At 45.1% G+C, this 26,519-nt stretch carries 19 protein-coding genes; 11 read left to right on the top strand and 8 right to left on the bottom strand.

All coding sequences use genetic code 11. The features are described from left to right. Window positions 1-177 precede the first annotated feature (177 nt). The 3 genes from hemC to JGK36_RS14830 all read right to left on the bottom strand — a co-directional run bounded on the left by hemC (window position 178) and on the right by JGK36_RS14830 (window position 3,602). Complete coding sequence (gene hemC / locus JGK36_RS14840; protein WP_293176980.1) at window positions 178-1,149, bottom strand: hydroxymethylbilane synthase; 972 nt, start codon at window positions 1,147-1,149, stop codon at window positions 178-180. A gap of 729 nt (window positions 1,150-1,878) precedes the next feature. Continuing rightward, window positions 1,879-2,883 (bottom strand): hypothetical protein, encoded by a 1,005-nt coding sequence (locus tag JGK36_RS14835; RefSeq protein ID WP_293191440.1) that lies wholly within the window; start codon window positions 2,881-2,883, stop codon window positions 1,879-1,881. Window positions 2,884-3,041: 158 nt separating this feature from the next. Further along, window positions 3,042-3,602, bottom strand: coding sequence for a hypothetical protein (locus JGK36_RS14830; protein WP_293176975.1), 561 nt, complete (start codon window positions 3,600-3,602; stop codon window positions 3,042-3,044). A 192-nt stretch (window positions 3,603-3,794) separates the two neighbouring features. Here JGK36_RS14830 and JGK36_RS14825 point away from each other — a divergent pair, with 192 nt between their 5' ends. The 3 genes from JGK36_RS14825 to JGK36_RS14815 all read left to right on the top strand — a co-directional run bounded on the left by JGK36_RS14825 (window position 3,795) and on the right by JGK36_RS14815 (window position 6,536). Next, entirely contained in the window at window positions 3,795-4,880 is a 1,086-nt protein-coding gene (locus JGK36_RS14825) for a T4 RnlA family RNA ligase (protein WP_293197190.1), read from the top strand. Between the two features lie 106 nt (window positions 4,881-4,986). After that, window positions 4,987-5,835 carry an AAA family ATPase gene (locus tag JGK36_RS14820; RefSeq protein WP_293176971.1) on the top strand — a complete coding sequence of 283 codons (849 nt, stop codon included), beginning with the start codon at window positions 4,987-4,989 and terminating at the stop codon, window positions 5,833-5,835. Window positions 5,836-5,969: 134 nt separating this feature from the next. After that, entirely contained in the window at window positions 5,970-6,536 is a 567-nt protein-coding gene (locus JGK36_RS14815) for a Uma2 family endonuclease (RefSeq protein WP_325314844.1), read from the top strand. Between the two features lie 166 nt (window positions 6,537-6,702). Here JGK36_RS14815 and JGK36_RS14810 read toward each other — a convergent pair whose 3' ends face one another. After that, a complete protein-coding gene (locus JGK36_RS14810) occupies window positions 6,703-8,238 on the bottom strand; it encodes a mercuric reductase (protein WP_293197194.1) in 1,536 nt (511 codons plus the stop codon). Window positions 8,239-8,254: 16 nt separating this feature from the next. Continuing rightward, window positions 8,255-8,986 (bottom strand): TVP38/TMEM64 family protein, encoded by a 732-nt coding sequence (locus JGK36_RS14805; protein WP_293176965.1) that lies wholly within the window; start codon window positions 8,984-8,986, stop codon window positions 8,255-8,257. A 200-nt stretch (window positions 8,987-9,186) separates the two neighbouring features. On the opposite strand from JGK36_RS14805, the gene JGK36_RS14800 reads away from it, so the two are divergent. Continuing rightward, a complete protein-coding gene (locus tag JGK36_RS14800) occupies window positions 9,187-10,230 on the top strand; it encodes an isochorismatase (protein ID WP_293192337.1) in 1,044 nt (347 codons plus the stop codon). Window positions 10,231-10,473: 243 nt separating this feature from the next. Here JGK36_RS14800 and JGK36_RS14795 read toward each other — a convergent pair whose 3' ends face one another. After that, complete coding sequence (locus tag JGK36_RS14795; RefSeq protein WP_293192335.1) at window positions 10,474-11,496, bottom strand: cysteine peptidase family C39 domain-containing protein; 1,023 nt, start codon at window positions 11,494-11,496, stop codon at window positions 10,474-10,476. A gap of 482 nt (window positions 11,497-11,978) precedes the next feature. On the opposite strand from JGK36_RS14795, the gene JGK36_RS14790 reads away from it, so the two are divergent. The 7 genes from JGK36_RS14790 to JGK36_RS14760 all read left to right on the top strand — a co-directional run bounded on the left by JGK36_RS14790 (window position 11,979) and on the right by JGK36_RS14760 (window position 24,096). Further along, complete coding sequence (locus JGK36_RS14790; RefSeq protein WP_293192333.1) at window positions 11,979-14,747, top strand: HAD-IC family P-type ATPase; 2,769 nt, start codon at window positions 11,979-11,981, stop codon at window positions 14,745-14,747. Between the two features lie 835 nt (window positions 14,748-15,582). After that, window positions 15,583-15,966: a response regulator gene (locus tag JGK36_RS14785; protein WP_293176957.1), complete on the top strand. Its 384-nt coding sequence runs from the start codon at window positions 15,583-15,585 to the stop codon at window positions 15,964-15,966. A gap of 5 nt (window positions 15,967-15,971) precedes the next feature. After that, entirely contained in the window at window positions 15,972-17,315 is a 1,344-nt protein-coding gene (locus JGK36_RS14780; RefSeq protein WP_293176955.1) for an adenylate/guanylate cyclase domain-containing protein, read from the top strand. Window positions 17,316-18,070: 755 nt separating this feature from the next. Then, on the top strand, window positions 18,071-19,468 hold the full coding sequence (locus JGK36_RS14775) for a CmpA/NrtA family ABC transporter substrate-binding protein (RefSeq protein ID WP_293176953.1): 1,398 nt from the start codon (window positions 18,071-18,073) through the stop codon (window positions 19,466-19,468). 190 nt (window positions 19,469-19,658) lie between these two features. Beyond that, window positions 19,659-20,504, top strand: coding sequence for a nitrate ABC transporter permease (ntrB, locus tag JGK36_RS14770; RefSeq protein WP_293197196.1), 846 nt, complete (start codon window positions 19,659-19,661; stop codon window positions 20,502-20,504). 396 nt (window positions 20,505-20,900) lie between these two features. Continuing rightward, window positions 20,901-22,901 carry a nitrate ABC transporter ATP-binding protein gene (locus JGK36_RS14765; protein ID WP_293176949.1) on the top strand — a complete coding sequence of 667 codons (2,001 nt, stop codon included), beginning with the start codon at window positions 20,901-20,903 and terminating at the stop codon, window positions 22,899-22,901. Between the two features lie 349 nt (window positions 22,902-23,250). Further along, window positions 23,251-24,096 carry a nitrate ABC transporter ATP-binding protein gene (locus JGK36_RS14760; RefSeq protein ID WP_293176947.1) on the top strand — a complete coding sequence of 282 codons (846 nt, stop codon included), beginning with the start codon at window positions 23,251-23,253 and terminating at the stop codon, window positions 24,094-24,096. 475 nt (window positions 24,097-24,571) lie between these two features. Here JGK36_RS14760 and JGK36_RS14755 read toward each other — a convergent pair whose 3' ends face one another. After that, the gene (locus JGK36_RS14755; protein WP_293197198.1) at window positions 24,572-25,135 is read right to left on the bottom strand and encodes a Uma2 family endonuclease; all 564 of its coding nucleotides are present in this window, start codon (window positions 25,133-25,135) and stop codon (window positions 24,572-24,574) included. Between the two features lie 69 nt (window positions 25,136-25,204). Beyond that, a complete protein-coding gene (locus tag JGK36_RS14750; protein ID WP_293200987.1) occupies window positions 25,205-26,506 on the bottom strand; it encodes a leucine-rich repeat domain-containing protein in 1,302 nt (433 codons plus the stop codon). Between the last annotated feature and the right edge of the window lie 13 nt (window positions 26,507-26,519).

Genomic DNA, 26,519 nt, shown 5'->3' with positions numbered 1-26,519 from the left:
ATCCTAAATTAGTCAGATATTTGTGAATTTGGCAATTTTATTTAAAATCACCATCTAAAATCTACAATCAGACTGCTATTGTACCTGTCAAAACAAAAGCGAACCGCCAGTTATTTTTATTTTACCAAATGCGATAAATCGCGTCTCAAAGCCGTGAAAAACAGATGTCGATCGCATTTATGAACCGCGTTGAACTTCGACAAAGATTTCCTCTAAAATAACACTCGCTCCCTGGGCGCGCAGGCGGTGAGCGAGGTCTATTCCCAGCATTTCAGCAGTCTCGGCTGCGCCGGAAACAGTATCTTTGACGAATCGCTGGCCGTCGAGACTGGATACCATTCCAGTTAATGTTAATTGACCGTTTTCTATATTGGTATTGACGCCAATGGGTACTTGACAGCCGCCTTCTAATTCCCGCAGAAATGCGCGTTCAGCATGACATCTTTGGGCGGTTTCGGAGTGTTCGAGAGCTTTAATAACTTCCAGGATTTCTGGATCTCCGGCGCGGCATTCGATGCCCAAAGCACCTTGTCCGACGGCGTGGAGGGAGATTTCAGGATCGATAACTTGGTGGATGCGATCGCCCATTCCCAATCTTTCGAGTCCGGCAACTGCTAAAATAATCGCGTCGTAACCGCCATCATCTAATTTAGCGAGTCGAGTATTGAGATTGCCGCGAATATCTTTGAATACAAAATGAGGGAAATGGTGCCGCAGTTGAGCCAGCCTACGGAGGGAAGAAGTGCCGATTACTGCACCTTCGGGGAGGGTGTCAAGTTGCTTGTCTTTGTGCTTGGAGTGAACTACCAGGGCGTCAGCGGGATTTTCCCGTTCGGTGACACATCCTAATATTAAACCTTCGGGTAAGTTGGTCGGTAAATCTTTGAGGGAATGCACGGCAAAGTCCGTTTCACGGTTCAGCATTCCCGTTTCTAATTCTTTGGTGAAAAGTCCTTTGTCGCCGATTTTAGCGAGGGCGACATCAAGAATTATGTCCCCTTGGGTGGACATGGTGTGGACTTCAAAAGTGTGTTGCGGGAAGCGTTTCTGTAATTCTGCTTGCACCCAGTGGGTTTGAACGAGGGCGAGTTGGCTTTTGCGGGAACCGATGCGGACGGTTCGGGAAGGGGCAGATGTGGTTGGGGACATAAGATCGATCGCAGGATAGCTTGAAATGAGCCAGTATATTCACCTGATCTAGCGTACCGCAGGTGGGGACTTTAATTGCTGGTTGGGACAATTCGGGCGATAAAATAGTAATACCAGATATTGATCGGCAGCAGCGAGCTTTAAGGGTGTTTCCAATTTTGCGTTGGCTTGGGTGGCTTGAGTCGATCGGCATTTCGAGCCAAAGGCAGCCGAGGATGTATGATTTTCCTAGAGTTAATGCGGATGAACGCGGTAGAAGCCGGCGGCAGAGTTAGCTCAAAGGTGGCGGGATTTGGAGAGAGAAATATAGACAGGAGGGGAAAAGGGCGATGTAATTGCGATCGAACTTCTGAACCGGGCTAATAGAGTACCATCAAAAGTTAATTTATCAAATTACTAAAGTCATAAAACCATGAAAAATGCTCTTGATGTAGCCCGTTACTTTTTATGTCGTGTCGATCGCGAAACAAATGTAGGTTATTAAGGTACGTTGTTGCGCTTTAGCGCTCTTCTCTTGTCTATAAGACAATACGGTTTACTTAAGACGGGTAAAACCCTATGAAAAATAGATACTGCGTTGGCGAAGCCTGCCCGTTGGCGAAGCCGCCCTGAAAGGGCTAGGGCTTATGCTTCGTTCCTCTCTTCCGACCATCTTAAGTAAACCGTATTGGTCTATAAGAAAGAGCGCTAAAGCGCAACAACGTACCTAATACAAAATCGAAAATAGTATTAACGTTGTCCTGCTTGAAGTGCAGAATTTACCATCGCAACAACATCTGACTGCCGTCCGTTTTTGAGACTTACTCGATACAACACCCCCAGCCTTTGCCACTCAACAGAAGCAATGCAGTAATTACCGCAACTATTGAAATAAGTTCCCTTCATTCCGCCTGCTAATTCAATACTTCTGTAAGTATCTCTCGGCAATTGCGAAGGAGGCGAAATCGGTTCATCTCTTTTCGCTTCAATTGTGCCGAAAGTACAGGCTCCCCCGCGACATCCTTTGCCGAAATACATTCCAACAATGTAGCCGTGGGAGCCAGCTTTGATATCAAAATCAAGTTGCTGAGTATCCGATAGAGGAAGCATACTCGGCAGAAAAACTGGTACTCGTGTTTTGCCTTTGATTTGCCCAAAAATGTTACTTACAGGAAAACGAGTTTTAGCTTGATTTGTACCTGACTTATTGGGGATTGGGGGAAACTTTTGGACATAATCTCTCCACTGTAAAACTCTATTTTTAGCAACGTTCAGAGTGGGAATTGAATATTTTACAACTGCAAGAGAAGGGCGGCCGTCTTTTTGATCGAAGTTGCGGCGAATGACTGTATTTTCGAGTTTGCCTAATCCGTAAGTTATGGCGGTGGAACGGGCTTTCTCGCAGCTAATTTTGAAGATTCCCATGTCAATGTTGCCATTTTCGGCTTGGTAAGACCAATTGTAACCTTCAGAAGTGCGATCGCGATCGCACAAAAAACGCGAAATCTCGAACATCTTGGCAAGATGAACGTCGTAGGGGCGCAGCTTGCGGCTGCTGGTAGATTGTGCAGTATTGCGATCGGGCACAATAAATTGGATGGATTGCCAGCCATCTTTGGAAGTATAATTAAACCAGCGAATTTCTGTCACAGACACTTCTGGACGTGCTAACGCGGAGTTGGGCGTCAAAAGTGCGATCGGCAAAGCAGTCACCACACCAGCAAAAATCGCCCAAAATAGTCCTTTTCCCCTCATCCTGATTTCCCTGTAGACATCACAACCATTCTCTCTTGCTTCCCCAGCTTAACTGGTTTCAAGGCTCCCAAAATATATAATATTCTCTGTCATTGCGAGGAACGAAGCAATCGCCAGGACTAAAATTGCTTCGTTTCTCTACAAAATCGCAAATTATCTTAGCGTTTACCAGCTTGAATAGCAGAATTTGCAATCTTAATTAAATCTGCTTCACCTCCATTTCTAATGGCTAGAGTATACATAAAACCCTGAGTTTTCCACTCAAGATTAGCCGTACAGTAAGCCCCGCAACCGTCGTGAAAATTTCCTTTCACTCCGCCCGCAAGTTGAACAGTTTTTAATGTCTTAGTTACCCCTTCCATTTTAGTAGAAAACTCACCACCTTTTTGACCTCTAATTTCCCCAAAAGTGCAAGCGCCCGTACCTTTGCAATCTGCTGTAAACTCCATAGAAACAATATAGCTGTCGGGTTTACTTTGGGTTCGATAGTAAAGTTTCTGCGAAACAGGAACCAAGCTGGGGATAAAAATAGGTACTTGCGTTTTGCCTTTTAACTTTGGCAAAATTTCACTTACAGGCACGGCAGCATCAGCTTTAGCAACAGGCTTTGTTTCCGCCAGCATCTGCGGCAACTTGCCCGCACCGAAAACTTGCGATACAGGTACTAAAGCAGTCAATACGCACGCAGAAGTCGCCAAAAGTAATAATTTATTGTTCACTATTTTCGTCCTCAATGTCGAAACAGTCCAGTTTGGCACCCAAGCGTGTTCACTTAATTTACAACACAACTCCCAAATACAAAAGCCACAACAGGCATTCAGGAAAAAAGCAAGTTTAAATTTTCTTTACAAATGCACGGAAATATGCAATTTCCGATAAAATAGAGAAGGCGAGTAATTTAGGAGTCAAACGTGGAACTGCAAGAGTATTTACGCCAGCACGGATTAGAAACTTTGTGCGAAACTTATCATATCAAAGTTACCCGCCACCGCCAATATCCTCATCTAGTCTGCCTGAAATACTCGCAGATAGAATCCCCGCTGGGCGAAAAAATAGTCCAGCAGTGTCGAGGTATTATTTTAGATTCATCTCAAAACTGGGAAATAGTTTCTTATCCCTACGACAAATTTTTTAATTACGGGGAAGGCCACGCCACAGCGATTGATTGGAGTCACGCCAAAGTTTATGAAAAGTTAGACGGTTCTCTGACTGTACTGTATTTTTATCAGGGAGAATGGAGAGTGCAATCTAGCGGCACTCCCGATGCAGCGGGTGAAGTTAATGGTTTTGGATTTAGCTTTGCCGAACTGTTTTGGAAAGTCTGGAAAGAATTGGGCTATGAATTACCGGAAGCAACCGATGAGTGTTTTATCTTTGAGTTGATGACACCTTATAATAGAATAGTTGTTCAGCAAAAAAACAATGATATCGTGCTGCACGGGGTTCGCAATACTGAAACCTTGCGAGAAACAGATCCCCTTTTCTGGGCAAACAGATATGTCTGGAAAGTAGTCAATTCGTATCCTTTAACTAGCTGGAAAGAAGTTATCGAAGCAGCTCAACATTTAGATCCAATGGATTTAGAAGGGTATATTATCTGCGATGCTAACTTCAACCGAGTTAAGGTTAAGTCTCCGCAATATGTGGCGATTTCCCACCTTCGCGAAGGGTTTTCGACGCGGCGGATGATCGAAATTGTTTTGACTAATGAAGGAGAAGAGTTTTTAGCTTATTTTCCCGAGTGGATTGACTTGTATCAAAAAGTTAAGAGTAAATATGAATTGTTAGTTCAAGAAATCGAGGAGGTTTACCGACAGCACGAATCTATCGAAGTGCAGAAAGATTTTGCCTTCGCTGTCAAACATTTGCCGTATTCTGGGATTTTGTTTTCTTTGCGGGCTCGCAGGGTTGCGGGAGTGAAAGAAGCTCTCCGCGATGTTACGATTCATAAGATAGAGGAGTTATTGGGTTTAGATTATATCAATTTAGGTTTGTGAGGTTCGCAGAGAATCGGCGGTTGAAACCGCTACTACACAAACAAAGTCCGCCTCCGCGGACTAAAGAATTAAGTTGCAAATTACCAATTATCCATTACCCATTACTATGAAAAGAGTTATTGTACTTGTCGGCTTACCTGCTTCTGGAAAATCTCTATTTGCGAGAGAATTGCTGCTGTCTGAACCTGCAAGATGGGTGCGTAGCAATAAAGATTTACTTCGAGAAATGGCTCACGCTTCTCATTGGTCTCCGGCGAATGAAAAGTTTATTGTGCAGTTGAGAGATACGATTATTCTGATGGCTTTGGAAAGTGGCAAGCACGTGATTGTGGACGATACTAATTTCGGGCCGCATATCGAACATATCAAAGAGTTGGTTAAGGGTAAAGCCATCGTTGAAGTTAATGATTCTTTCCTGCAAGTTCCGGTGGAGGAGTGTATTAAACGGGATTTGAAAAGACTTAATTCGGTGGGTAAAGATGTGATAATGAAGATGTACAATAAGTACGTGCGGGTTCCGGTTGCGCCGCCGGAATATAACCCGGATTTGCCGGATGCAATTCTTGTAGATATGGACGGTACATTAGCGCTTCTCAATGGTAGAAATCCTTTTGATGCTTCAAAGTGCGATCGCGATTTACCGAATCAGCCTGTCCTAGATACCATCCGCAAGTGGCAGTCTAGCGTTAATATTATCGTAGTATCGGGCAGAACCGATGACTGTCAACCTCAGACTGAACAATGGTTGCGGCAATACGAGGTGAATTATGCAGGTCTCTATATGCGGAAAACTGGGGATATGAGGAAGGATGCGATTATGAAGGAGGAAATCTATCGGCAGCAGATTGCAGGGCAATATAATGTTAAGTTTGTATTGGACGATCGCCAGCAGGTGGTTGATATGTGGCGATCGTTGGGATTGACTGTATTTCAAGTAGATGAAGGGGATTTTTAACGAAGGATGGATTCGGGCGATAAATCGCCCTGGCCGTGATGCTACAATCGAAGTAAGATTGAATCCAAATTTTACCTGTCAACTGTCAACTGTCAACTGTCAATATGATAGCTATTCCCCAACAACCCCCAAGGATGACCTTCGAGGAATATCTCGAATGGGAAGCGCAACAAGACATTCGCTACGAATATGTCAACGGCGAAGTCTTTGCGATGACTGGCGGTACAATTCCCCATAACGATCTTGCACTTAATTTTTACACGGCTGTGCGCCCTCATCTGCGTTCTAGAGGTTGTCGCGCGAACGTGTCAGATGTTAAATTGCAAGTCAGTCCTCGCAGCCGTTACTATTACCCGGATGTGATAGTTAGTTGCGATCCTGAAGATATGAATGCGCGCAAGTTTATTCAACATCCGAAACTAATTGTGGAAGTTCTCTCGCCCGGTACAAGTGGTAAGGATCGGGATGAAAAATTCACGGCTTACCTGAAAATTCCGACTTTACAAGAGTATATCTTGATTGATTCTGAAAAAATCTCCGTTGAACGTTACTGTCGGGGTGAGGGTAAAATGTGGCTTTACTATTCTTATAGTGCTGGAGAGATTGTAACTTTGTCAAGCATTGAATTTGAATTGGCGATCGAACTTTTGTATGAAGGTGTTACTTTTGAAATAGAAACGGAAACAGAAACTGAAAAATAGGCTATTTCACATTTAAATTGCATATTCGGGACGGGCTAGAAGCCCATCCCACAAGAAACATCAACATACATAATTTGTTTCACCTTTAACTTTTATGTTTCGGACGGGCTAGAAGCCCATCCCACAAGATTAGATACAATTTGTGCGTAAATTATAATGGCATTTTTTACCGCGTCCAAGCCAGCCATTTATTGAACAAATTTTTTACAAACGGAGTCAAGCGAGTACGATTGTAAGCATCTCCTGCTTTCCGAATTGCTTCGGCTTGCGTCGGATACGGATGAATGACACTAGCAATCTTTCCTAAACCAATATTGTTTACCATTGCTAAAGTAATCTCGCTAATCATATCTCCCGCGTGTCGCGCCACAATAGTTGCACCTAATATTTTATCGCTGCCTTTCTTGACGTGAATTTTCACAAAACCTTCATCTTCACCATCTATAATTGCTCTATCGACTGTATCGAAAGGAATCAAAAACGTATCGACATCAATCCCCGCGGCTTGCAATTCTCGATCGCCCATTCCGACGCGCGCCACCTCTGGGCTAGTATAAGTACACCAAGGTATCGTCAAAGTGCTGAGCTTTTTGCGCCCGAAAAACAGGGTGTTTTGGATGACCATTCTGGCGGCAAAATCCGCAGCGTGAGTAAATTTATGTTTCATGCAAATGTCGCCGGCGGCATAAATTCGGGGATTAGTTGTTTGCAAATTGTCGTTGACAAAGACGCCTTTTTCTGTATCGTACTCCACGCCGACAGTTTCTAGGTTCAATCCTTCCACGTTTGGCGATCGCCCTACGCTGACAATAATCTCATCTACCGTTACCGATGCTTCCTTACCTTGAGATTGATAATAAACTATTTTGCCTGCATTTGTTTGTTCAACACGGTCTATTTTTGAATCTAAAATTAATTGAATATCTTCCCTGACAAAAGCTTCCTGCACAATGGTAGCAGCATCGACATCTTCCTTGTCCAAAATCTGAGCATTTTTGTGCAGCAACACGACTTTGCAACCCAGGCGCCGAAAAGCTTGGGCTAATTCGCAGCCGATCGGCCCACCGCCAATTACCGCCAAACGCTGAGGTTTTTCTGTGAGGTTAAATACAGTTTCATTTGTCAAATATCCAGCTTCCTTCAAACCGGGAATTTGCGGTTCTAGCGCCCTTGCGCCTGTGGTAATTACTGCTTTTTTGAATTTAAGAGTTTGACCTGCAACTTCTATGGTAGAATTGCTAGTAAAACTACCGGAACCTAAGAAAACATCGACTCCTAATTTGTGCTGGTAGCGATCGACTGAATCGACATCGCTGATTCCCGCCCTAATCCGGCGCAGCCGTTCCATCACAGCAGCAAAATCCACTTCTGCACTGTTAGGAACATTAACACCAAATTTACTCGCATTCCAGATATCGCCGACAGCGCGGGCCGATCGAATTAAAGCCTTTGACGGGACACAACCGACATTCAAACAGTCGCCACCCATCAAATGTTTTTCAATCAAAGCAACTTTCGCACCCAAACCTGCGGCGCCCGCAGCCACAATTAATCCGGCGGGCCCGGCGCCAATTACTACTAAGTTGTAGCTGCTAGCGGGCTGCGGGTTTACCCAATCCGGCGGATGCAAGTAGGAGACTAATTTTTGGTTGTATTCGTCCATCGGGGGGACTGTTACGCGATCGACTTTTGACTGCGACATGAGCAAATCTTCCTAATTAAATAGTTTCATCTAAAGCTTTGCGAGCAATCCTAGTTATATAGACGGTGACGGCGACAGCAGCCGTAAAACTGATGGTATTAATCAACCATTTTACAAGTTCGGCTTGAGGATTTGCAGGCTGATTTACCGTACATATAGCAGCAATATTTCCTACCAAAGAACCTGAGTAAACGTACATCACGGTTCCCGGAATCATGCCGGAGGAACCTAATACATAATCTTTCAAAGAAACCTGAGTAATCCCCAAAGCGTAATTCAATAAATTGAACGGAAATAAAGGACAAAGACGAGTTAAAAAGACTATTTTTAATCCTTCTTTAGCAACGGCGCGATCGAGGGCTTGAAACTTTGGGTGAGCTTCCATATATTTTACCACGCGATCGCGCGACAGGTATCGCCCGATCAGAAAAGCAAAGGTCGCCCCTAGGGTGGCGGCGATTAACACGTATATCGAGCCCCACCACAGCCCAAACAGCACGCCGCCTCCCAAGGTCAGCACGGAACCAGGTATAAATAGTATCGTAGCGAAGTTGTAGGTAGCGATAAAGGCGATCGGGCCCCAGACGCCTAAATGCTCGATTTGGATTAAAACAGCTCTTAACAGTCCTTGAACGTAGGCGGATCTAGTTGCTACAATTAACAGAGGGACTGCAAGGGCGATCGACAAAAACAACAATCTGCTTTTAAAAGTATAGCTGCTAGAAATCTGACTTGCTTCTGGCTCCATAATTGACCGATAAATAAATAGATACCAGCATTATATAGCAGTTGTTAACTTACCAGAAAGAATTGGTTGAAAGCCTCTCCCCTTGAGGGAGAAATTAAAATCAGAATATTCATTACTCCAATCCTCTTCCTTCTAGGTAGAGGTAGCTCTCAAACTGTCAACTGTCAACTGTCAACTGTCAACTGTTGAACATATCAACCATGACCACAAAAACACAACTCCCAATTCCAGAATATTTCGATGCCCATAAAATCAGTCAAATCTGGCGAGTTCCCTATCAAGAAAGAGCGAATGAAGCTAATAATTGGGCTTTAAAACATAGTATTCAGCCAGCAGCTAGCGACGAAAAGCGAATTTGTTTGCTAATAATTGATGCCCAAAATACATTTTGCGTACCGGAATTTGAACTATTTGTCGGCGGGCGTTCCGGTAGCGGTGCTGTTGATGACAACCTGCGCCTATGCGAATTCATCTACCGCAACTTAAACGCAATTACCACGATTGCGCCGACAATGGATACGCACACCGCCATGCAAATTTTTCATCCCATATTTTGGATCGATGATGCAGGCGAAAACCCCATTCCCGCCGCCACATTAATTACTCTGGAAGATGTGCAGCAAGGAATTTGGAAAGTCAACCCAGCCGTCGCCGATAGCATCGCGGGTGGGAATTATGCGGAACTACAAAAACACTGCCTTCACTACGTACAGAAACTCAGCGACAATGGCAAATTTCCCTTGACAATTTGGCCGTATCACTCGATGCTGGGTGGGATTGGACACGCCCTGGTTTCTGCGGTGGAAGAAGCGATATTTTTTCACAGTATGGCGCGCCACAGTCAAGCACTTTTTGAGATTAAAGGTGGGAATCCCTTAACTGAAAACTATTCGGTTTTGCAGCCGGAAGTCTTAGATGGGGCCGACGGAAATCCGATTGCTCATAAAAATGCTGGGTTTATTGATAAGTTGTTAGAGTTTGATGCGGTAATTATTGCGGGACAAGCGAAGAGTCATTGTGTTGCTTGGACGATTGATGATTTGTTGACTGACATTGTGGCGCGGGATTCTATGTTGGCTAGGAAGGTTTATTTGTTGGAAGATTGTACTTCGCCGGTGGTTGTTCCTGGTGTTGTTGATTTTACTGAACAAGCAGATGCGGCTTTTTTAAGATTCGCGCAGGCGGGGATGAATGTGGTTAAATCTACTCAGTCAATTGATAGTTGGGCTGGTATTTGTTTGTGAGATATTTGATGAATGCTATGATACAATACGCTTAACTGAAAACCGATTCCCCTAACCCCCCCCTTAAAAAACAGGGTGGTTTTATTGTCGTTAGACAAATTAGGTACGTAGTTGCGCTTCAGCGCTCTTTATAATATTAGGAAAGAGCGCTAAAAGCCCGGGTTTTTCGTGAGGATTTCAGTCCTCAAAAACTTAAGAGGACTGAAGTCCTCACTACAAACTTGAGCGCGGTATTTTTTATAACTATTTTCCATCCAATCTCGGCACTCCTTCCAAGAAAGGGCCGCTCAACATTAACTCAGTCATTCTATCTAATTTGCCGCTGACTTTCATTTTTTTGTCTGTTTGAAATCGCTCGATGTCTGCTGGCAAATTACCAGAATTATATCCTAACTTAGTCAAATAATCAACAGCCTGTTTGTCACTTAACAACATATCCGTAGCACGAAAAATCGGCACGTACTCCTCCCGCCAAATCATGGCAAAAGTCGCCCTGTCTAAATAGAAAATCCTGCCCCGCGCCGGATCTCCAATCGCTGCTACACTGTCATTCATTCCCAGCAAAGCCACGGCGTGCGGTAACTTCCGAGGGCCGTCAAACAGCCAAACCGCCAGCACGCCAGGGCGATTAATTTGCTGCATTTGCTCCCAAGTCGGCCTCAATTCTATTGCGTTCAAACCCAACGCTCTTGCTGCTACGATTAACTGCGGCATCGAAGTTCCCAAGCGACTGGTTCCTGCTAAACGCGCTACACTCGATTCCGTCGCCTCGATTCCCCAACGCCTCAACACGGTTGCTAGCGCCGCAGGCGCACAACTGCTGCTAGATGTTTGCCGAAATACACCGTTTGGCTGCAAATTATCGATTAAATCAGCGTAAATTGGCTCCAAAAAATAGGATTCAGCGCTTGTAAATCCTCCCAATCCCAACAAGCCAATTAAAATTACTGCGATTACTTGCGATCGCGCCGTCAGCCAACTTACAGTAAACCCAATACCGCAGACTCCCATCAGCATCACCCGCAGCAGAGTCCAAGTTACTCGCATCCCATGGAATCGCCACTCGATCGGCAAAACAGGCATTTGAGGCAGATTTAACGCCAGCAGCAGCAAGCCAAAGTAAAAACCCAAAAACAGCAGGGCGATCGAGTTTCGGCCCTTAAACAGATCGTTAGCCGTCACTCCCGATCGCACTAACGCCTTTCCTGCGCGCATTCCCCAGACAAACAGCGCCGAACCCAGCAGCAGCGTTACCACTATTTCCATGAGATCACAATTTTGTTCCTTAGCCTAGGTTGTAACACGCGCGCACTCGCGATCGCCCGTGGAGGAATCGCAGAATCGGAAAATCTCACAGCAGAAAACTGCCAAATAAACAAGACAAGGAAGACATATACCAGTGGATAGTTGACAGTTACAGAGTACGGAAATCAAACTGTTTATGCTAAATTGTTCAGGAATCTATACAACCTAAAACTTGCCATCTGTCAAGAAGTTGAGTAGCTTTTTTTACCTGTTCGGAAAACTCCCAAAAAAGATTTAGCACCGAAAAGAATTTCCCAAACCAATTGGCAAAGACAGACACATCTGCTGTAAGATAGATTGAAGTCAAAACGCCTTCAAACAATTAATCAACCCTATTGTCGCTCAATATATTCACGCTCCAACGAGCGAGGAGTTGTATTGAGCGCGCTGATTCAATATCGATAAAAGAAAGCTCGCCAAACAACAAAAATCCAGGAAAAATTATGCCAGCAAAAGCCGCCAACGATGTAGACGTAGCAGAGCAATATTGGCACTACTTAGAAAGATCCAAAGTTGCAACTCAATTAGAAACCAATCTGGAAAACGGTATCGATCCAGCAGAAGCAGCCAGTCGCCAACAAAAATTCGGGCCAAACGAACTAACAGTTAAAGCAGGGAAACCAGCCTGGTTAAAATTTATACTGCAATTTAACCAACCCCTCCTGATAATCTTACTGAGTGCCGGTTTAATCAAAGCACTGATTGGAGAATGGCTGAATGCCAGCGTAATTTGGGGCGTAACAACTACCAACGCTATTATCAGTTTCATCCAAGAAGCTGGGGCTGAGAAAAAAATCGATGCCCTAGCTAAAGCTGTTACCACAGAAGCCACAGTCATTCGAGGTGGCAAGAAATTAAGAGTTCCCTCAAAAGAACTTGTTGTGGGCGACTTAGTAACCCTGACTTCCGGTGACAAAGTACCCGCCGATTTGCGCTTAGTGAAAGTCCGCGACTTGCAAATAGATGAATCTGGACTTACAGGCGAATCCGTTGCTGTTGAAAAACAACTCGGACAGGCGGGAAACTTGGTTTTGCCAGAAGAAACGCCGCTCGCAGAACGCGATAACATGGCCTATGCTGGCAGTTTCGTTACCTTCGGCCAAGGTAGCGGTATCGTAATTGCGATCGCCAATAAAACCGAAACCGGCAAAATCTCCCAATTGCTCGATCGCCACATCGACCTCACCACGCCCCTCACCCGCAAATTTAATCAATTCAGTCAAAACTGGCTGCTATTTGTCCTCGCAATGGCAACCTTGACCTTTGCAGTGCGTTTAGGGCGACCAGTCCCAGCCGGAGTTTCAGCCTTTAAAGAAGCAGTCGAACCAGCAGTCGCCCTCATCGTCGGCGCCATCCCCGAAGGCCTCCCCGCCGTCATTACCGTCACCCTCGCCGTCGGTGTTTCCCGGATGGCCGCCAAACACGCGATCGTCCGCAAACTCCCCGCAGTAGAAACCCTCGGCGGCGCCACAGTCATTTGTTCTGACAAAACCGGAACTTTGACAGAAAATCAGATGACAGTGCAAGAAATCTATTCTGGTGGCAAATCCTACTCCGTTACAGGTACAGGTTACAGTCCAGAAGGCGACATTGAACTCAACCAACTACCAATTAGTGTCAATCAATCTCCAGCTTTGCAAGAATGTTTGCAAGCCGGAATGATCTGCAACGACTCTCATTTAGAATTCAAAGATAATGATTGGATTGTCGTCGGCGATCCGACAGAAGGAGCTTTAATTGCAGCAGGTAAAAAAGCAGAACTCAGCCAGCAAGTCTTGGAAAAATCCATGCCGCGCCTCGATTCAATTCCCTTTGAATCTCAGTTTCAATACATGGCGACACTGCATCGAACTCCGACAAGCGACAAAATTTTGTATGTCAAAGGTTCCGTCGAATCAATTCTCACCCGCTGCGCTGAGAGTCTCGACACTGAAGGAAATTCGACAGAAGTCGATCGCCAGCAAATCCACCACCAAGTCGATGCAATGGCCGATCAAGGCTTGCGCGTCCTAGCTTTTGCTAAAAAAATCGTTCCCCACGAACAGGGATCCGTTGCTCACTCAGACGTAGAATCAGGGCTAGTTTTCCTCGGACTCCAAGGCATGATCGACCCGCCGCGGGCCTCTGCGATCGCCGCCGTCCAAGCCTGCCAAACCGCCGGCATCCAAGTTAAAATGATTACCGGCGATCACATCGCTACCGCCAGGGCGATCGCCCGCCGCATGGGATTCCGCAAAACCAAACACAATAGAGAACTTGTAGCCTACACCGGCGCCCAACTCGCCGCCATGGACAAAAATGCCCTCGCCGAAGCCGTAGAAGCCGGCTCAGTTTTTGCGCGCGTCGCCCCAGAACAAAAACTGCGCCTCGTAGAAGCTTTGCAGCAAAAAGGCGAAATTGTGGCGATGACAGGAGACGGCGTTAACGACGCCCCCGCCCTCAAACAAGCCGATATCGGCATCGCAATGGGTAGCGGTACGGAGGTTTCTAAGGAAGCCGCCGACATGATTTTGACCGATGATAACTTTGCGTCGATCGAATCTGCGGTAGAAGAAGGGCGATCGGTCTACAAAAACCTACTTAAATCCATCAGCTTCATTCTCCCAGTCAACGGCGGAGAATCAATGACAATTTTGCTCAGCACTCTACTCGGCCGAGAATTGCCGATTTTGTCGCTACAAATCCTCTGGCTGAATATGCTCAACTCGATCACCATGACTGTGCCCCTTGCTTTCGAGCCCAAGTCTCCCGGAGTGATGAAACAGCAGCCGCGCCCAGTCAACGAACCTTTCCTGACTGAAAATCGGATCAAACGCATCTTAGCTATTTCTCTGTACAATTGGACAATAATTTTCGGAATGTTTGAATGGGTGCGTCAAGCCGATTGGGGAACTTTGCCACTAGCCCGAACAATGGCGATTCAAGCTTTAGTAATGGGCAGAATTTTTTACCTACTGAGTCTCAGCCAATTGTTACCTTCTTTGATGGCTAAATTTAGCGGTTCTCAGGAAAAAGTTAGCGGAGCTCCCGCCCTCGGTGTCGGCATTGTCGTAGCTGTAATTTTGCAGATTATCTTTGCTAATTCTCCGTTTATCAATCGCATCTTCGAGACAGCTCCAATGAACCTAGATCAGTGGCTGATTTGCTTCGGCGTCGCCCTACCAATGATCGGTGTTGCGCTATCTGTCAACCGCTTCGATCCGCCAAACTAATAGGATTCAGCCTTCGCTAAAGGTTCGTAGTGAGGAATGCGAGTCCGCATCCATGACGCTTGACTCGCATTCCTCACTACAAACCAATGATGGTTTATTATCAAAAGTGCGATCGCGTAATATCAATTCCGTTAGCATCGCTATTATTCATCTCTCTCTTCACTCCCTCTGCATCCTCTGCGGTAAATTATTCCGATAAAAAAACAATTATTGTTATATACATACACCGAAGCCAAAGTCAAGCTCAGAATCAAGAATTAATACTCAAAATAAATTATAAATATCAACCAAATTAAAAAAATTCTGATATACTGCAAAGCAGTTGTAAAGATAATGAAGTTTCTGCTTCAGGAATCATTTTCTTGTCTCTACTCCATTAGGTATCTCTACATTCAGATCCATCAGGTCTGACAAAGTTAGCAACTAATATCATGTCCAGTCGATTCGTGCTGGTTGAAATCGTGCATCATTTTCAACAATCTGTAGGGGCAGATTAATCAATATCCCAAAGCGCGCAAACAGGTTAAACAAACCCGCCTCTAACCACAAAAAAGCCCCGAACTATATTAGTCTACAATTTAAAATTCAACAAATCAAGCATATATTTAAACCGATTAACATCAATTTAAACAATGGTTCAGCAATTGATTTGCGTCGCGGGTTGCTCCGCCAACAGTTACCGCAAAGAATTGGTTTAAAGCCCCAAGCCCGATCGAGAGAAATTAAAATCAGACTATTCATTCCTCCAATTCTCTTCCTTCCTTTGTCAAGTGCTATCAACCGTCAACCGTCAACCGTCAACCGTCAACCGTCAACCGTCAACTGATTAACTACCATGTCTAAACCCGTTATTTTGTGTGTTGATGATAAAACTGTAATTTTGGAAAGTTTGAAAGCCAAATTGAGAAAAGCACTAGGCAGTTCCTATGCTTATGAATTTGCCCAAGATGCTGAAGAAGCGCTAAATATTGATGAATTAAATAAACATCATATTAGCATTTTATTGGTTGTCTCTAATTGGCTAATGCCCGGAATGAAAGGCGACAAATTTCTAATTTCAGTTAATGAGAAAATTACTAAAATTGTCAAAATTTTATTGACAGGACAAGCAGATAAAAAAGCTATCGAGCGGGCTTATGCAGCAGCTAAGGTAGATAAATGTTTCTTTAAACCCTGGTCGCCCAATCAGTCGATCGATATCGTCAAGTATGGATTATAAAAACTATGACAAAAGTTGCAAAAAAACCTGTCATTGTTTGTGTAGATGATGAAATTACCATTTTGACGAGTTTGAAAGCGGAATTGAGAAAATCATTTGGAGAAGAGTATCGAGTCGAGATCGCTGAAGGGGGAGAGGATGCGTTAGAATTGCTTGGAGAATTACTTGAAGATGGAGATGAAATTCCCTTAATTATTTCCGATTACATTATGCCGGATATGAAGGGAGACGAACTTTTGCGCCGCGTTCACGAACTTTCCCCAAAAACGCTGAAAGTAATGCTGACGGGTCAAGCTACTATTGAAGCGGTTACTAATGCGGTCAAATACGCTAAACTCTATCGATACATCGGTAAACCTTGGCATAATGAAGATTTAAGACTAACGGTAGCAGAAGCAGTTCACAGTTACATTCAAGATAAGAAACTGGCAGAAAAAAATGCTAAACTTCTAGAAATGAATCAAGAGTTAGAAGCGCTGACTCGCCAGCAAGCTAAACTAATTGCGGAACTTCAAGAAAAAGAAAGTTATTTGCAAGCACTCAATGAATCTTTTTTACGGTTTGTTCCCCGTCAGTTCCTTCAGTTATTGGAAAAAACGAGTTTTCTTGATATTCAATTAGGCGAACATATTCAGCAAGAAATTTCGGTGTTGTTTTCTGATATTCGAGATTTTACAAGTCTATCAGAAATGATGACGCCGGATGATAATTTTAAGTTTATTAATGGTTATCTCTCTCGGATGGAACCAGCAATTATTGAAAATCATGGGTTTATTGATAAATATATTGGTGATGCAATTATGGCTTTATTTAGTGGAGATGCAGATGGGGCAGTTAGGGGTGGAATTTCGATGCTACAAAGACTAGCTGACTATAATACCACGCGCACGATACCGGAACGTCCGCCAATTAAAATTGGGATTGGTATTAATACTGGGACATTAATTCTAGGAACGGTGGGTGGTGCATCTCGGATGGATGGTACTGCGATCGGGGATGCGGTGAATTTAGCATCTCGTTTGGAGGGATTAACCAAACAGTACGGTGTGCCTTTGTTGATTAGCAATCGCACATTTATGGTATTGAAAAATCCGGGAAAATATCACATTCGTTTGATCGATCGCGTTCGAGTCAAGGGGAAGTCCGAACAGGTAGCTGTGTATGAGGTTTTCGATGCAGATTTACCCGAATTGCGAGAGGGGAAGTTAGCCATGAAAAGCACTTTTGAACAGGCGATCGTTTTCTATCATTCCTCGGATAAAGAGACTGCCTTTCAACTGTTTGATAAATGTTTGCAAGCTAATCCTGGGGATATGGTTGCGAGGATGTATCTGCAACGCTGTCAGTAATGTAGATTCAAGGGGCTGCGCCAAGAGGGCCTGCCTGGGTTCTTGGTGGCGACAAACCAGACTCGACCAATACTGCTGTTGGGTGGCTTTGTACAGGTTTTTACGATCGCACGATTTGAATTCCCGATCGCCATTTCAATCCCTAAGGGCGATCGACTGTTTTTGATGATAAATTTTCTGCATAACATTATTGTACCATAATTCTGTATCGCAGAATACTTTTTTCTGGTTTTGCCAAAAATTAGAGAATTATTAAGTAATATTAATGAGTGGTGGCAGCCTAATTTCCGGCTTATTGACAATGAGGTGGGAACCCCCTCAGAGGGTATTACGCTAAAACTCTTATAAGCAAAGGAATTTTATGCAAATATTGCGCGAATTAAAACCCGACCTGCAAAAAAAACGGCTACTTATTGAGAACAACTGCCTAAAACATTTACTTATAATTTAAATTTAATATTTGTTTTATAATCACAGCAAGAGTACGGTAAACTGAATAAACAAGCCAATTAAATGTAGAACTCGCTTTTGGCGAGTTAACACAACTTGGCCGATCGCAATATTGAGTTAATCAAAAGAGTCAAATCAGCAGGGATATCATAAAAACTTATTGTTACCATAAGTTTTTTCATCCTTACTGCCAACCTGCGCTTAAAACAGTTCTCTAAGCCTAATTTAGCGAACAGCAATAAAGTGCTTTGATAAACTTCAGTGATGTCGTTACAGAAGATTATGTATTGGAGCGAGGCTAGGCTATGACCAAATTTTCAGAAAATTTTTCTCGGCGCAAATTTATAGTTACAGCAGGTGCATCTGCCGTCAGTTCCATACTGCTCAAAGGCTGTTTGGGAAATCCCCCCGAACCCGGTGGAACTGCTGATGGTGGTGCTGGTGGGGCTGGAGGAGCCCCTGCTGCCACATCAGCAGTTGCTGTGGCCAACGAGAAAAGAGTAGAAGGCATCGAAAGCACGAAGATTACATTGGGATATATCCCGATCGTCGAATCAGCGCCTTTAATTATTGCCCAAGAAAAAGGCTTCTTTGCCAAATACGGCATGGTAGATGTCAAAGTCGCCAAACAAGCCAACTGGGGTTCGGCCCGAGACAACGTAGAAATCGGCTCAGCAGGCGGTGGTATAGATGGCGGGCAGTGGCAAATGCCGATGCCATACTTGATTAGCAAAGGCCTGATCACCAAGAATAAAGCCGGCATCCCGATGTACGTGCTGTTACAGCTAAACACTCAGGGAAATGGAATTGCGATCGCTGCCAAACACGAAGGTAAAGGCCTCGGACTCAAACTAGAAAAATCCGCCCAAGACTACATCCTCGGACTCAAGAAAGCAGGTACGCCCTTCAAAGCAGCCTACACTTTTCCCAAAGCCAACCAAGATTTATGGATTCGCTACTGGCTAGCAGCTAACGGCATCAATCCCGACGTAGATGTCGAGTTGCTAACAGTACCGGCGGCCCAAACCGTGGCCAACATGAAAACCGGCAGCATGGACGGTTTCAGTACAGGTGACCCCTGGCCCCTACGGATTGTCAAAGAAAAAATTGGCTTCTTGTCCGCTTTAACTGCCGAAATGTGGAAAGGACATCCAGAAGAATACCTCGCAATTCGCGGCGACTGGGTAGACAAACACCCCAAAGCTACCGAAGCGCTGTTAGCAGGAATAATTGAAGCGCAGCAGTGGTGCGACAAACCAGAAAATCGTGCGGAATTGGTGTCGATTGTTTCTGGCAAAAACTTCTTTGACGTAGCTCCTGGAGTGTTGCTTCCTCCTTATGAAGGCAAGTATATCATGGGCGACGGCAAGCCCGAAATCAACGACTTCAAAATGAGTACGCTGTACTGGAATGATGGAGTCGGCAACGTTTCCTATCCCTACAAGAGCCACGATTTGTGGTTCTTAACCGAAAGCGTCCGCTGGGGTTTCTTGCCAACAAAAACCTTGGCAGATTCTAAGACAATCATCGATAAAGTCAACCGAGGAGATTTGTGGAAAGCTGCGGCTAAATTAGCCGGAGTTGCTGAAGCTGACATTCCGGCAAAATCGACTCGTGGTGTTGAGAAGTTCTTCGACGGCAAAGAATTCAACCCGGACAAGCCCGAAGATTACATCAAGAGTCTGGCAATTAAAAAAGCGTGATGGGTTAAACAGTTGACAGTTGACAGTTGACAGTTGACAGTTGACAACACAGTTTTTAGAAGCGTGCGATTTAAACCTCGTTCTAAAAACAATCCGCTTCCGTGGGGATGCGAGACCATTGTTAGTTGGTAAAAGCTTCGCATAACTTAAGTCTCGAAAAAAAACAGCAGAAACACAGGAGATTAGCAAGATGGCTGTCAGCACAAATCGGAGAGGCGGAGTCGATGTCCAAGGAGTTCTTGGCGAGTTTTGGAAAAAGAATTCGTCAAATATATTGCCGCCAATTTTAGGACTTTTAGGGTTCCTGCTAATTTGGCAATTCCTGTCGGGTACAGGAATCATCAAGTTGCCACCCCCAACTAGCGTTTGGACTGACGAACGGACGCGGATTTTGTTGATGTATCCTTTCATGAACTCCAAAACCTACGGAGTCGGCTTATTTTGGCAGACTATGGCTAGTTTGGAACGGGTAGCAAAAGGCTACACTCTCGCGGCCGCTGTGGGCATTAGCGTGGGGGTTTTGGTAGGTACGAATCCCTTCCTGAACAAGGCTTTAGACCCGATTTTCCAGTTTTTGCGGATGGTAGCACCTTTGGCTTGGGTACCGATCGCCCTGGCTGCACTTCAACAAAACGAACCGGCTGCTTTGTTCGTGATTTTCATTACCTCTGTTTGGCCGATTTTAATCAACACGGCTGAAGGTGTTCGTCAAATTCCTGACGATTACAACAACGTGGCGAAAGTGCTGCAACTTACTCAGAAGGAATATTACATCAATATCTTGTTTCCGTCGGCGCTTCCTTATATCTTCACCGGATTGAGAATTGCGATCGGTTTGGCTTGGCTGGCGATTATTGCAGCGGAAATCGTGATGTCCGGGATTACAGGTATTGGCTTCTTTATTTGGAATGCTTACCAGCAAAACTACATCAGTGAAATTCTCTTGGCGGTGTTCTACATTGGGGCTGTTGGTTTGATGCTCGATCGCCTGATGGCATGGTTGCAGCAAAAAATTGCTCCCTCTCAAGGCAAATAAAAACAGTTGATAGTTGACAGTTGACAGTTGACAGTTGACGGTTGATAGTTGACAGTTGACAGTTGACAGTTGACAGTTGACAGTTGACAGTTGTTAGCTAAAAGCTAATATCAAGTCCGGTAAAATAACTGGGAACCCATATCCAAGAGGATCTGCCTCGGCTGGAAAATCGAGGCAGAGCCTCCTGATTATGTGTTACCAGGCTGTGCCTGATAACGAGTTAAAGGAGTAGCAGAACTTCAGTCCTCAGCTTTTTAAAAGAATAGAACTGAAGTCCTCACTACGAACCAATATTATTATTGCAGTTGGGCGATCGGCATAATATAAAAGCTAACGGTCAACAGTCAAAAATAATCGAAAAATCAAGGACAAACCTACAAAAAAGGCAAGAAAACCATGTCAGTTTTGATTGCGGTAGAACAAGTCGGAAAAACATTTAATTTAACAGACGGCGGTACATACGTAGCCCTCAAAGGGATCGACTTAGAAATTAAAAAAGGAGAATTTATCTCCTTAGTCGGACACTCGGGTTGTGGCAAATCCACTCTGCTAAATATGGTGGCAGGTTTGGATCTGCCCACAGAAGGATTGGTGACGATCGACGGACAAAGAATCACTCAGCCGGGCCCCGATCGCATGGTGGTGTTCCAAAACTATTCGCTGCTACCTTGGCGGACAGTCAGAGAAAACATCACCCTGGCCGTAGACTCAGTAATGAGCGGCTTAGCTAAAGCCGAGCGCCTCGACATCATCCAAAAACACATTGACATGGTGGGCTTGGGCCCCCACGCCGAGAAGCAACCGGCACTACTATCAGGCGGACAAAAACAGCGCGTGGCGATCGCCCGTGCCCTAGCCCTGCGTCCCAAACTGTTACTCTTAGACGAACCATTCGGCGCCCTAGACGCTTTGACTCGCGGCAACTTGCAAGAAAAGTTGATGGAAATCTGCCAAGAGTACGAAATTAGCGCCTTGATGGTAACGCACGACGTAGATGAAGCGGTGCTGCTGAGCGATCGCATCGTCATGCTCACCAACGGCCCAGAATCGAAAATTGGCGGCATCCTCGAAGTAGACATCCCCCGCCCCCGGGTACGTATGGAAGTAGTCTCGCACCCCAGCTACTACGCGCTGCGGAGCGAAATGATTTACTTCCTCAACCAGCAGAAACGGGTGAAAAAACTGCGCGCGCGGAAAGTACCGGCGATCGCCCGCCACGGCCTAGAAAAAGTCAACCTCGAACTCGGCTTTATCCCCCTCGCAGCCTGTGCTCCCCTCGCGATCGCCAAAGAAAAAGGCTTATTTGCCAAACACGGCCTCGATGAAGTCCACCTCGTGCGCGAAACAAGCTGGCGCGGCATCGTAGACGGCATCGCCGCCGGATACCTAGACGCAGCCCAAATGCCCTCTGGGATGGCAGCGTGGTTGAGCTTAGGAGGCCACCAAGAGAAGCCCATAGCAACCGTTACAGCCCTCACCATGAGCCGCAACGGCAACGGAATTACCCTGGCCCGTCGCTTCTACGACCAAGGAATCTACACTCTGGCAGATTTCAAAGAAATGCTGCACAGAACCCCCGCCCAAACTCACCGCATGGGCATCGTTCACCCTTCATCGATGCACAACCTGCTGCTGCGCTACTGGCTGGCTTCCGGCGGAATTGACCCAGATCATGATGTTTCACTGAAAAACATCCCTCCAGCCCAGATGATTGTGGACTTGCAAGGTGGGACGATTGACGGTTTCTGCGTCGGCGAACCTTGGAACTTGCGCGCGGCGATGGAAGGAGTCGGCTTTACCGTGGCTACGGATTTGGAACTGTGGCCTGGACACCCGGCAAAAATTCTGGGAGTTCGGGAAGACTGGGCGAATGCTTACCCCAACACTCACATTGCTCTAGTGAAAGCTTTGCTAGAAGCTTGTCACTATTGCAGCGATCCGGCCCACGCTCAAGAAGTTTCCGAAATTGTGGCGGGACGGGAGTACGTCGCTACTGACAAGAGTTACATCCAAATTGGCGATTCCAAATCTACTGCTTGCAATCTGGATACTCCGATGCGGGAATACGCTCACCACTTGTTCGCCGGCGACGGGGTGAACCGCCCAAGCCGTACCGAACAGTTGTGGCACATGGTACAGATGGCGCGTTGGGGCGATACAGTCTTCCCCCGCAACTGGGTAGAAATTCTGGAACGGGTGGTGCGAGTCGGCCCCTTCAGTACAGCAGCACGGGAGCTGGGAATGTCTGATATTACTTACACTCGGGGTTCTCTCCGTTTGTTTGATGGCTCGGTGTTTAATGCTGAAGATCCGATCGGCTATCTCAACAATCTAGCGATTAAACGCGATTACACGATGGCTGAAGTGATTCTGGATTCGGGCCGCAGAGCTGCTTAGGATCTGTTTTTGTCCAGCCGGTGGACTTCTTTCCACCGGCTCAATGTCTAATGGTGCTCTGTGAGTTTTGAGATATCAAAAGGTGAAAAAATTGCTTGGTTCTCGATCGCCCCTGTCAAAGACTTATCAACTCACAAGTCAGACAAGAGGAATCAGAAATCACAGCGATTGATTGCATTGTTGAGAGCGAAGCGGCACAATTATATAATTGATGCAAAAGTCTTGCAATTTAAACTCAATACTGAAAATATACAGGGAACTCGCAAATCTACAGTCTCGACTCGCAGCTCACCATTCAAAACTCCATTATTTGCTATCGCTAATCACCTACTAACGGCTTCTCAAACCCATGATTAATACTGCTGTCAACCAGACAAACACCAAAACCCAGAGCCAGCAACCAAACGATCGCCGCCAGCCTTTTTTGGTGATGGACAATGTTTATAAAGTATATCCAAACGGTTACAGAGCATTAGAAAACGTTAACTTGACCGTAGCTGAGGGAGAGTTTATTACTCTGATCGGACACTCCGGCTGCGGCAAATCAACACTGTTAAATATGGTGTCCGGTTTTAGCCATCCCAGCGAAGGCACCGTGTCGATTAACGGGCAGCGGATCGAAAAGCCAGGCCCCGATCGCATGGTAGTGTTTCAAGGTTACGCTTTACTGCCTTGGCGGACTGTGTTTGAAAACGTTTACATTGCCGTTAACGCTGTATTTCCCGAGAAGTCGAAAGCCGAGAAAAATGCGATCGTCAAAGATCATTTGGCAATGGTGGGACTGACAGAAGCTGCTGAGAAAAGACCTCCGCAAATTTCCGGGGGTATGAAACAACGGGTTTCCATCGCCCGCGCCTTAGCAATTCGTCCCAAGGTGCTGATTTTAGACGAACCCTTTGGTGCTCTCGACGCAATTACCAAGGAAGAATTGCAGGAAGAGTTGCTGAAAATCTGGAACGATCACCGCTGTACCGTGTTGATGATTACTCACGATATTGACGAAGCGCTGTTTTTGGCCGATCGACTCGTGATGATGACTAACGGCCCATCAGCAACGATTGGCGAGGTTTTGGAGATTCCTTTCCCACGTCCGCGCGATCGGGTACAAATGATGGAAGATCCCGAATATTACAACTTGCGGAACTACGCCCTAGACTTCCTCTTCCGCCGCTTCGCTCACGATCACGACGCTTAAACCCTTGGAGATTGGGGATTGCTGGCAAAATAAAGCTCCAGCATTTCCCCACTTGCAGGGAAACATCGCTGTGTGCGAAATTTTCCCGATCTGCTTGGGTAAACTGGAGCTTAATTGTTGAGGATAAGTTTTTCCGGAAGATTTGGATCTTTTTCTCAACTTTTACGTCAATCGGCTAAGAGACCCGATTGCCTAGCTGTCTGTAAGCTGGCATGAATTTAGCCCACCTTTGACTGAAGGCGGGCTTCTTTCTTATCTTATTAACAGTTTTTCCTAAATTGATGGTTTGTGCATTCCACCATTTTAAGTGGCACAGGGCCAATGTTGATTAGTGTTTTATGGATTAAGTTTTTGGCAAAGATATCAGTTTTCTGTAGGGAAACGGCACTGCCGTGTCCTGCGCGGGGATCTGCCACTGTTAAGAATTGGTCTAAGATTGATGATTCTAGCAAGACTTTTTTAAATTCGTATTAAATCAATTAATTTTCAACCAATTAAACAACTCGGCTGCGGATAACTGCCAATCGCCCAACACGCTAAGAACAGGTAAAATATCCGTATCTGATTTAACCTCAGGCAATTGATTCGGTTGAAAAACTATTACTGATTTATCGCTCGGATCGGCAAACCAACCCAATTTAGTACCGTGATTGATCGAAAAAATTATTTTTTTTATCACCTGATTTGGAGATTGGTCAGGTGACAAAATTTCAATTATCCAATCCGGTGGAATTTCAAAGCGGTTGGCAATTTCTCCATCTTCATCAACGGGAATGCGAGACCACTCAAAAACAGCAATATCGGGAACGATCGATCGCCCCCCAAACGTACAGCGCAATTCGGGAAATGCACAGGCTAACTTTTGAGGTTCCCCAACCTCAGAAATTGCCTCCAGCAATCGTTTTTGCAATCGGCTATGTTTTCCTTGCGGCATAGGTTTTTGATAAATTTGACCGTCGATGTACTCGCTTGCTGGTTTAGTTTCGGGCAACTGCAAAAACTCTGCAAGAGAAATCGTTGATTTTGCTGCAACTACCATATATCGTATTTCCTGAAATCATCCTAATGAACAAATAATCTAAGGTTCTTGTATTTCTGCTGCTTGCATTCAAGTTTGCACGGAAAACTCTTCTGAGTCAATGTCCCAATTTACCCAGCGAATTGCCTCTTTTGCTGATACTACATCAGGAGGCACTCGCAACGAATGAATGTGTCCGGTGCTCGGACAGGTCATTTTTAACAAAAAAACTGGTAACGGCTGCCCAGATTCGTCGAAATCGTCCTCAAAATCTATTTTTAACAGAGTGTATTCTTGCCAACTATCTAATTCTGTGGCTTGCAACTCTGAGCAAATTCTAGCGTAACCAATTCCCTGAATTAACGCTCGCCGAAGTTCGGCATTTTCTTCCTCTAAAATCCATCGTGCTTCCCACTGATTCGGGTGTATTTGTCCGTATTTTTCCGGCAAATTTACTCCGTGATACGAGTAGAGTTTGTAACCGTCGGTAAATTCGATCGCACTTTCTCCTTCTGCGTGCAGTCGATCTTCACTGTCGAGGGATAGTTTTGAGGGGCGATCGCACACGCAGCAGACATCCTCAAATGCAAAAATCCACCCGCATTCAACTAAAAGCTGCTTCAAGCATTCAAAAGCTTTTTGTGCATCGGGGTTGATAAAAATTTTAATTACAGACACACAAAAGTCAGCTATGTAGATGGTCTTCAACAGAGAATTCATAACAGAATTCCAAGTAAATATCGACGTTGAATAGTTCAAATAGTCCGAAATATCTCGTCGCAATTCTTGTTCGAGCTGCCCCTCCCATCTAATTCCTGAAATACTCACACGACTTTTCATGCAGTAAAAAAGCCGACAGGCTGATTTTATCTGTTGATAAAAACACACAAATAAATCAGTTTTATTAGTTAGAAATTCCAAACTTTTCAATTGTGCTATGGCGGAGTGAGGACTCGCACAAAAAATAATTTTTGGGCAAGTCTTGCCGAGAGTGGCGTAAGCAAATTCGATCGCTGCTGCGGCACGAGTGCGATCGACTCGCTCTGTAGAATTGACGGTAACTTTCCACAGAGATTGCAGGGGTGTTGAGTCTGGAAGCTGATTTTTTTCCAGCTTCAAATAATTTAATTTTGTCAGATATTGCAGTGGTATTAAGTCTGATATTTGATTGTTGTCCAGATTCAGATAAGTCAAATTGGTCAGAGATTGCAGGGGTGTTAAGTCTGATATTTGATTGTTGCCCAGCCCCAGATAAGTCAAATTCCTCAGAGATTGAAGGGGTGTTAAGTCTGATATTTGATTGTTGCTCAGGCCCAGATGAGTCAAATTCCTCAGAGATTGCAGGGGTGTTAAGTCTGATATTTGATTTGTGTTGAGACACAGCGTTGTCAAATTGGTTAAAAGA

It is taken from the genome of Microcoleus sp. PH2017_35_SFW_U_B (genome assembly GCF_020737865.1).
In the GTDB taxonomy this organism is placed as follows: Bacteria; Cyanobacteriota; Cyanobacteriia; order Cyanobacteriales; family Microcoleaceae; genus Microcoleus.
This window is presented reverse-complemented; position numbering and strand designations above follow the sequence as displayed.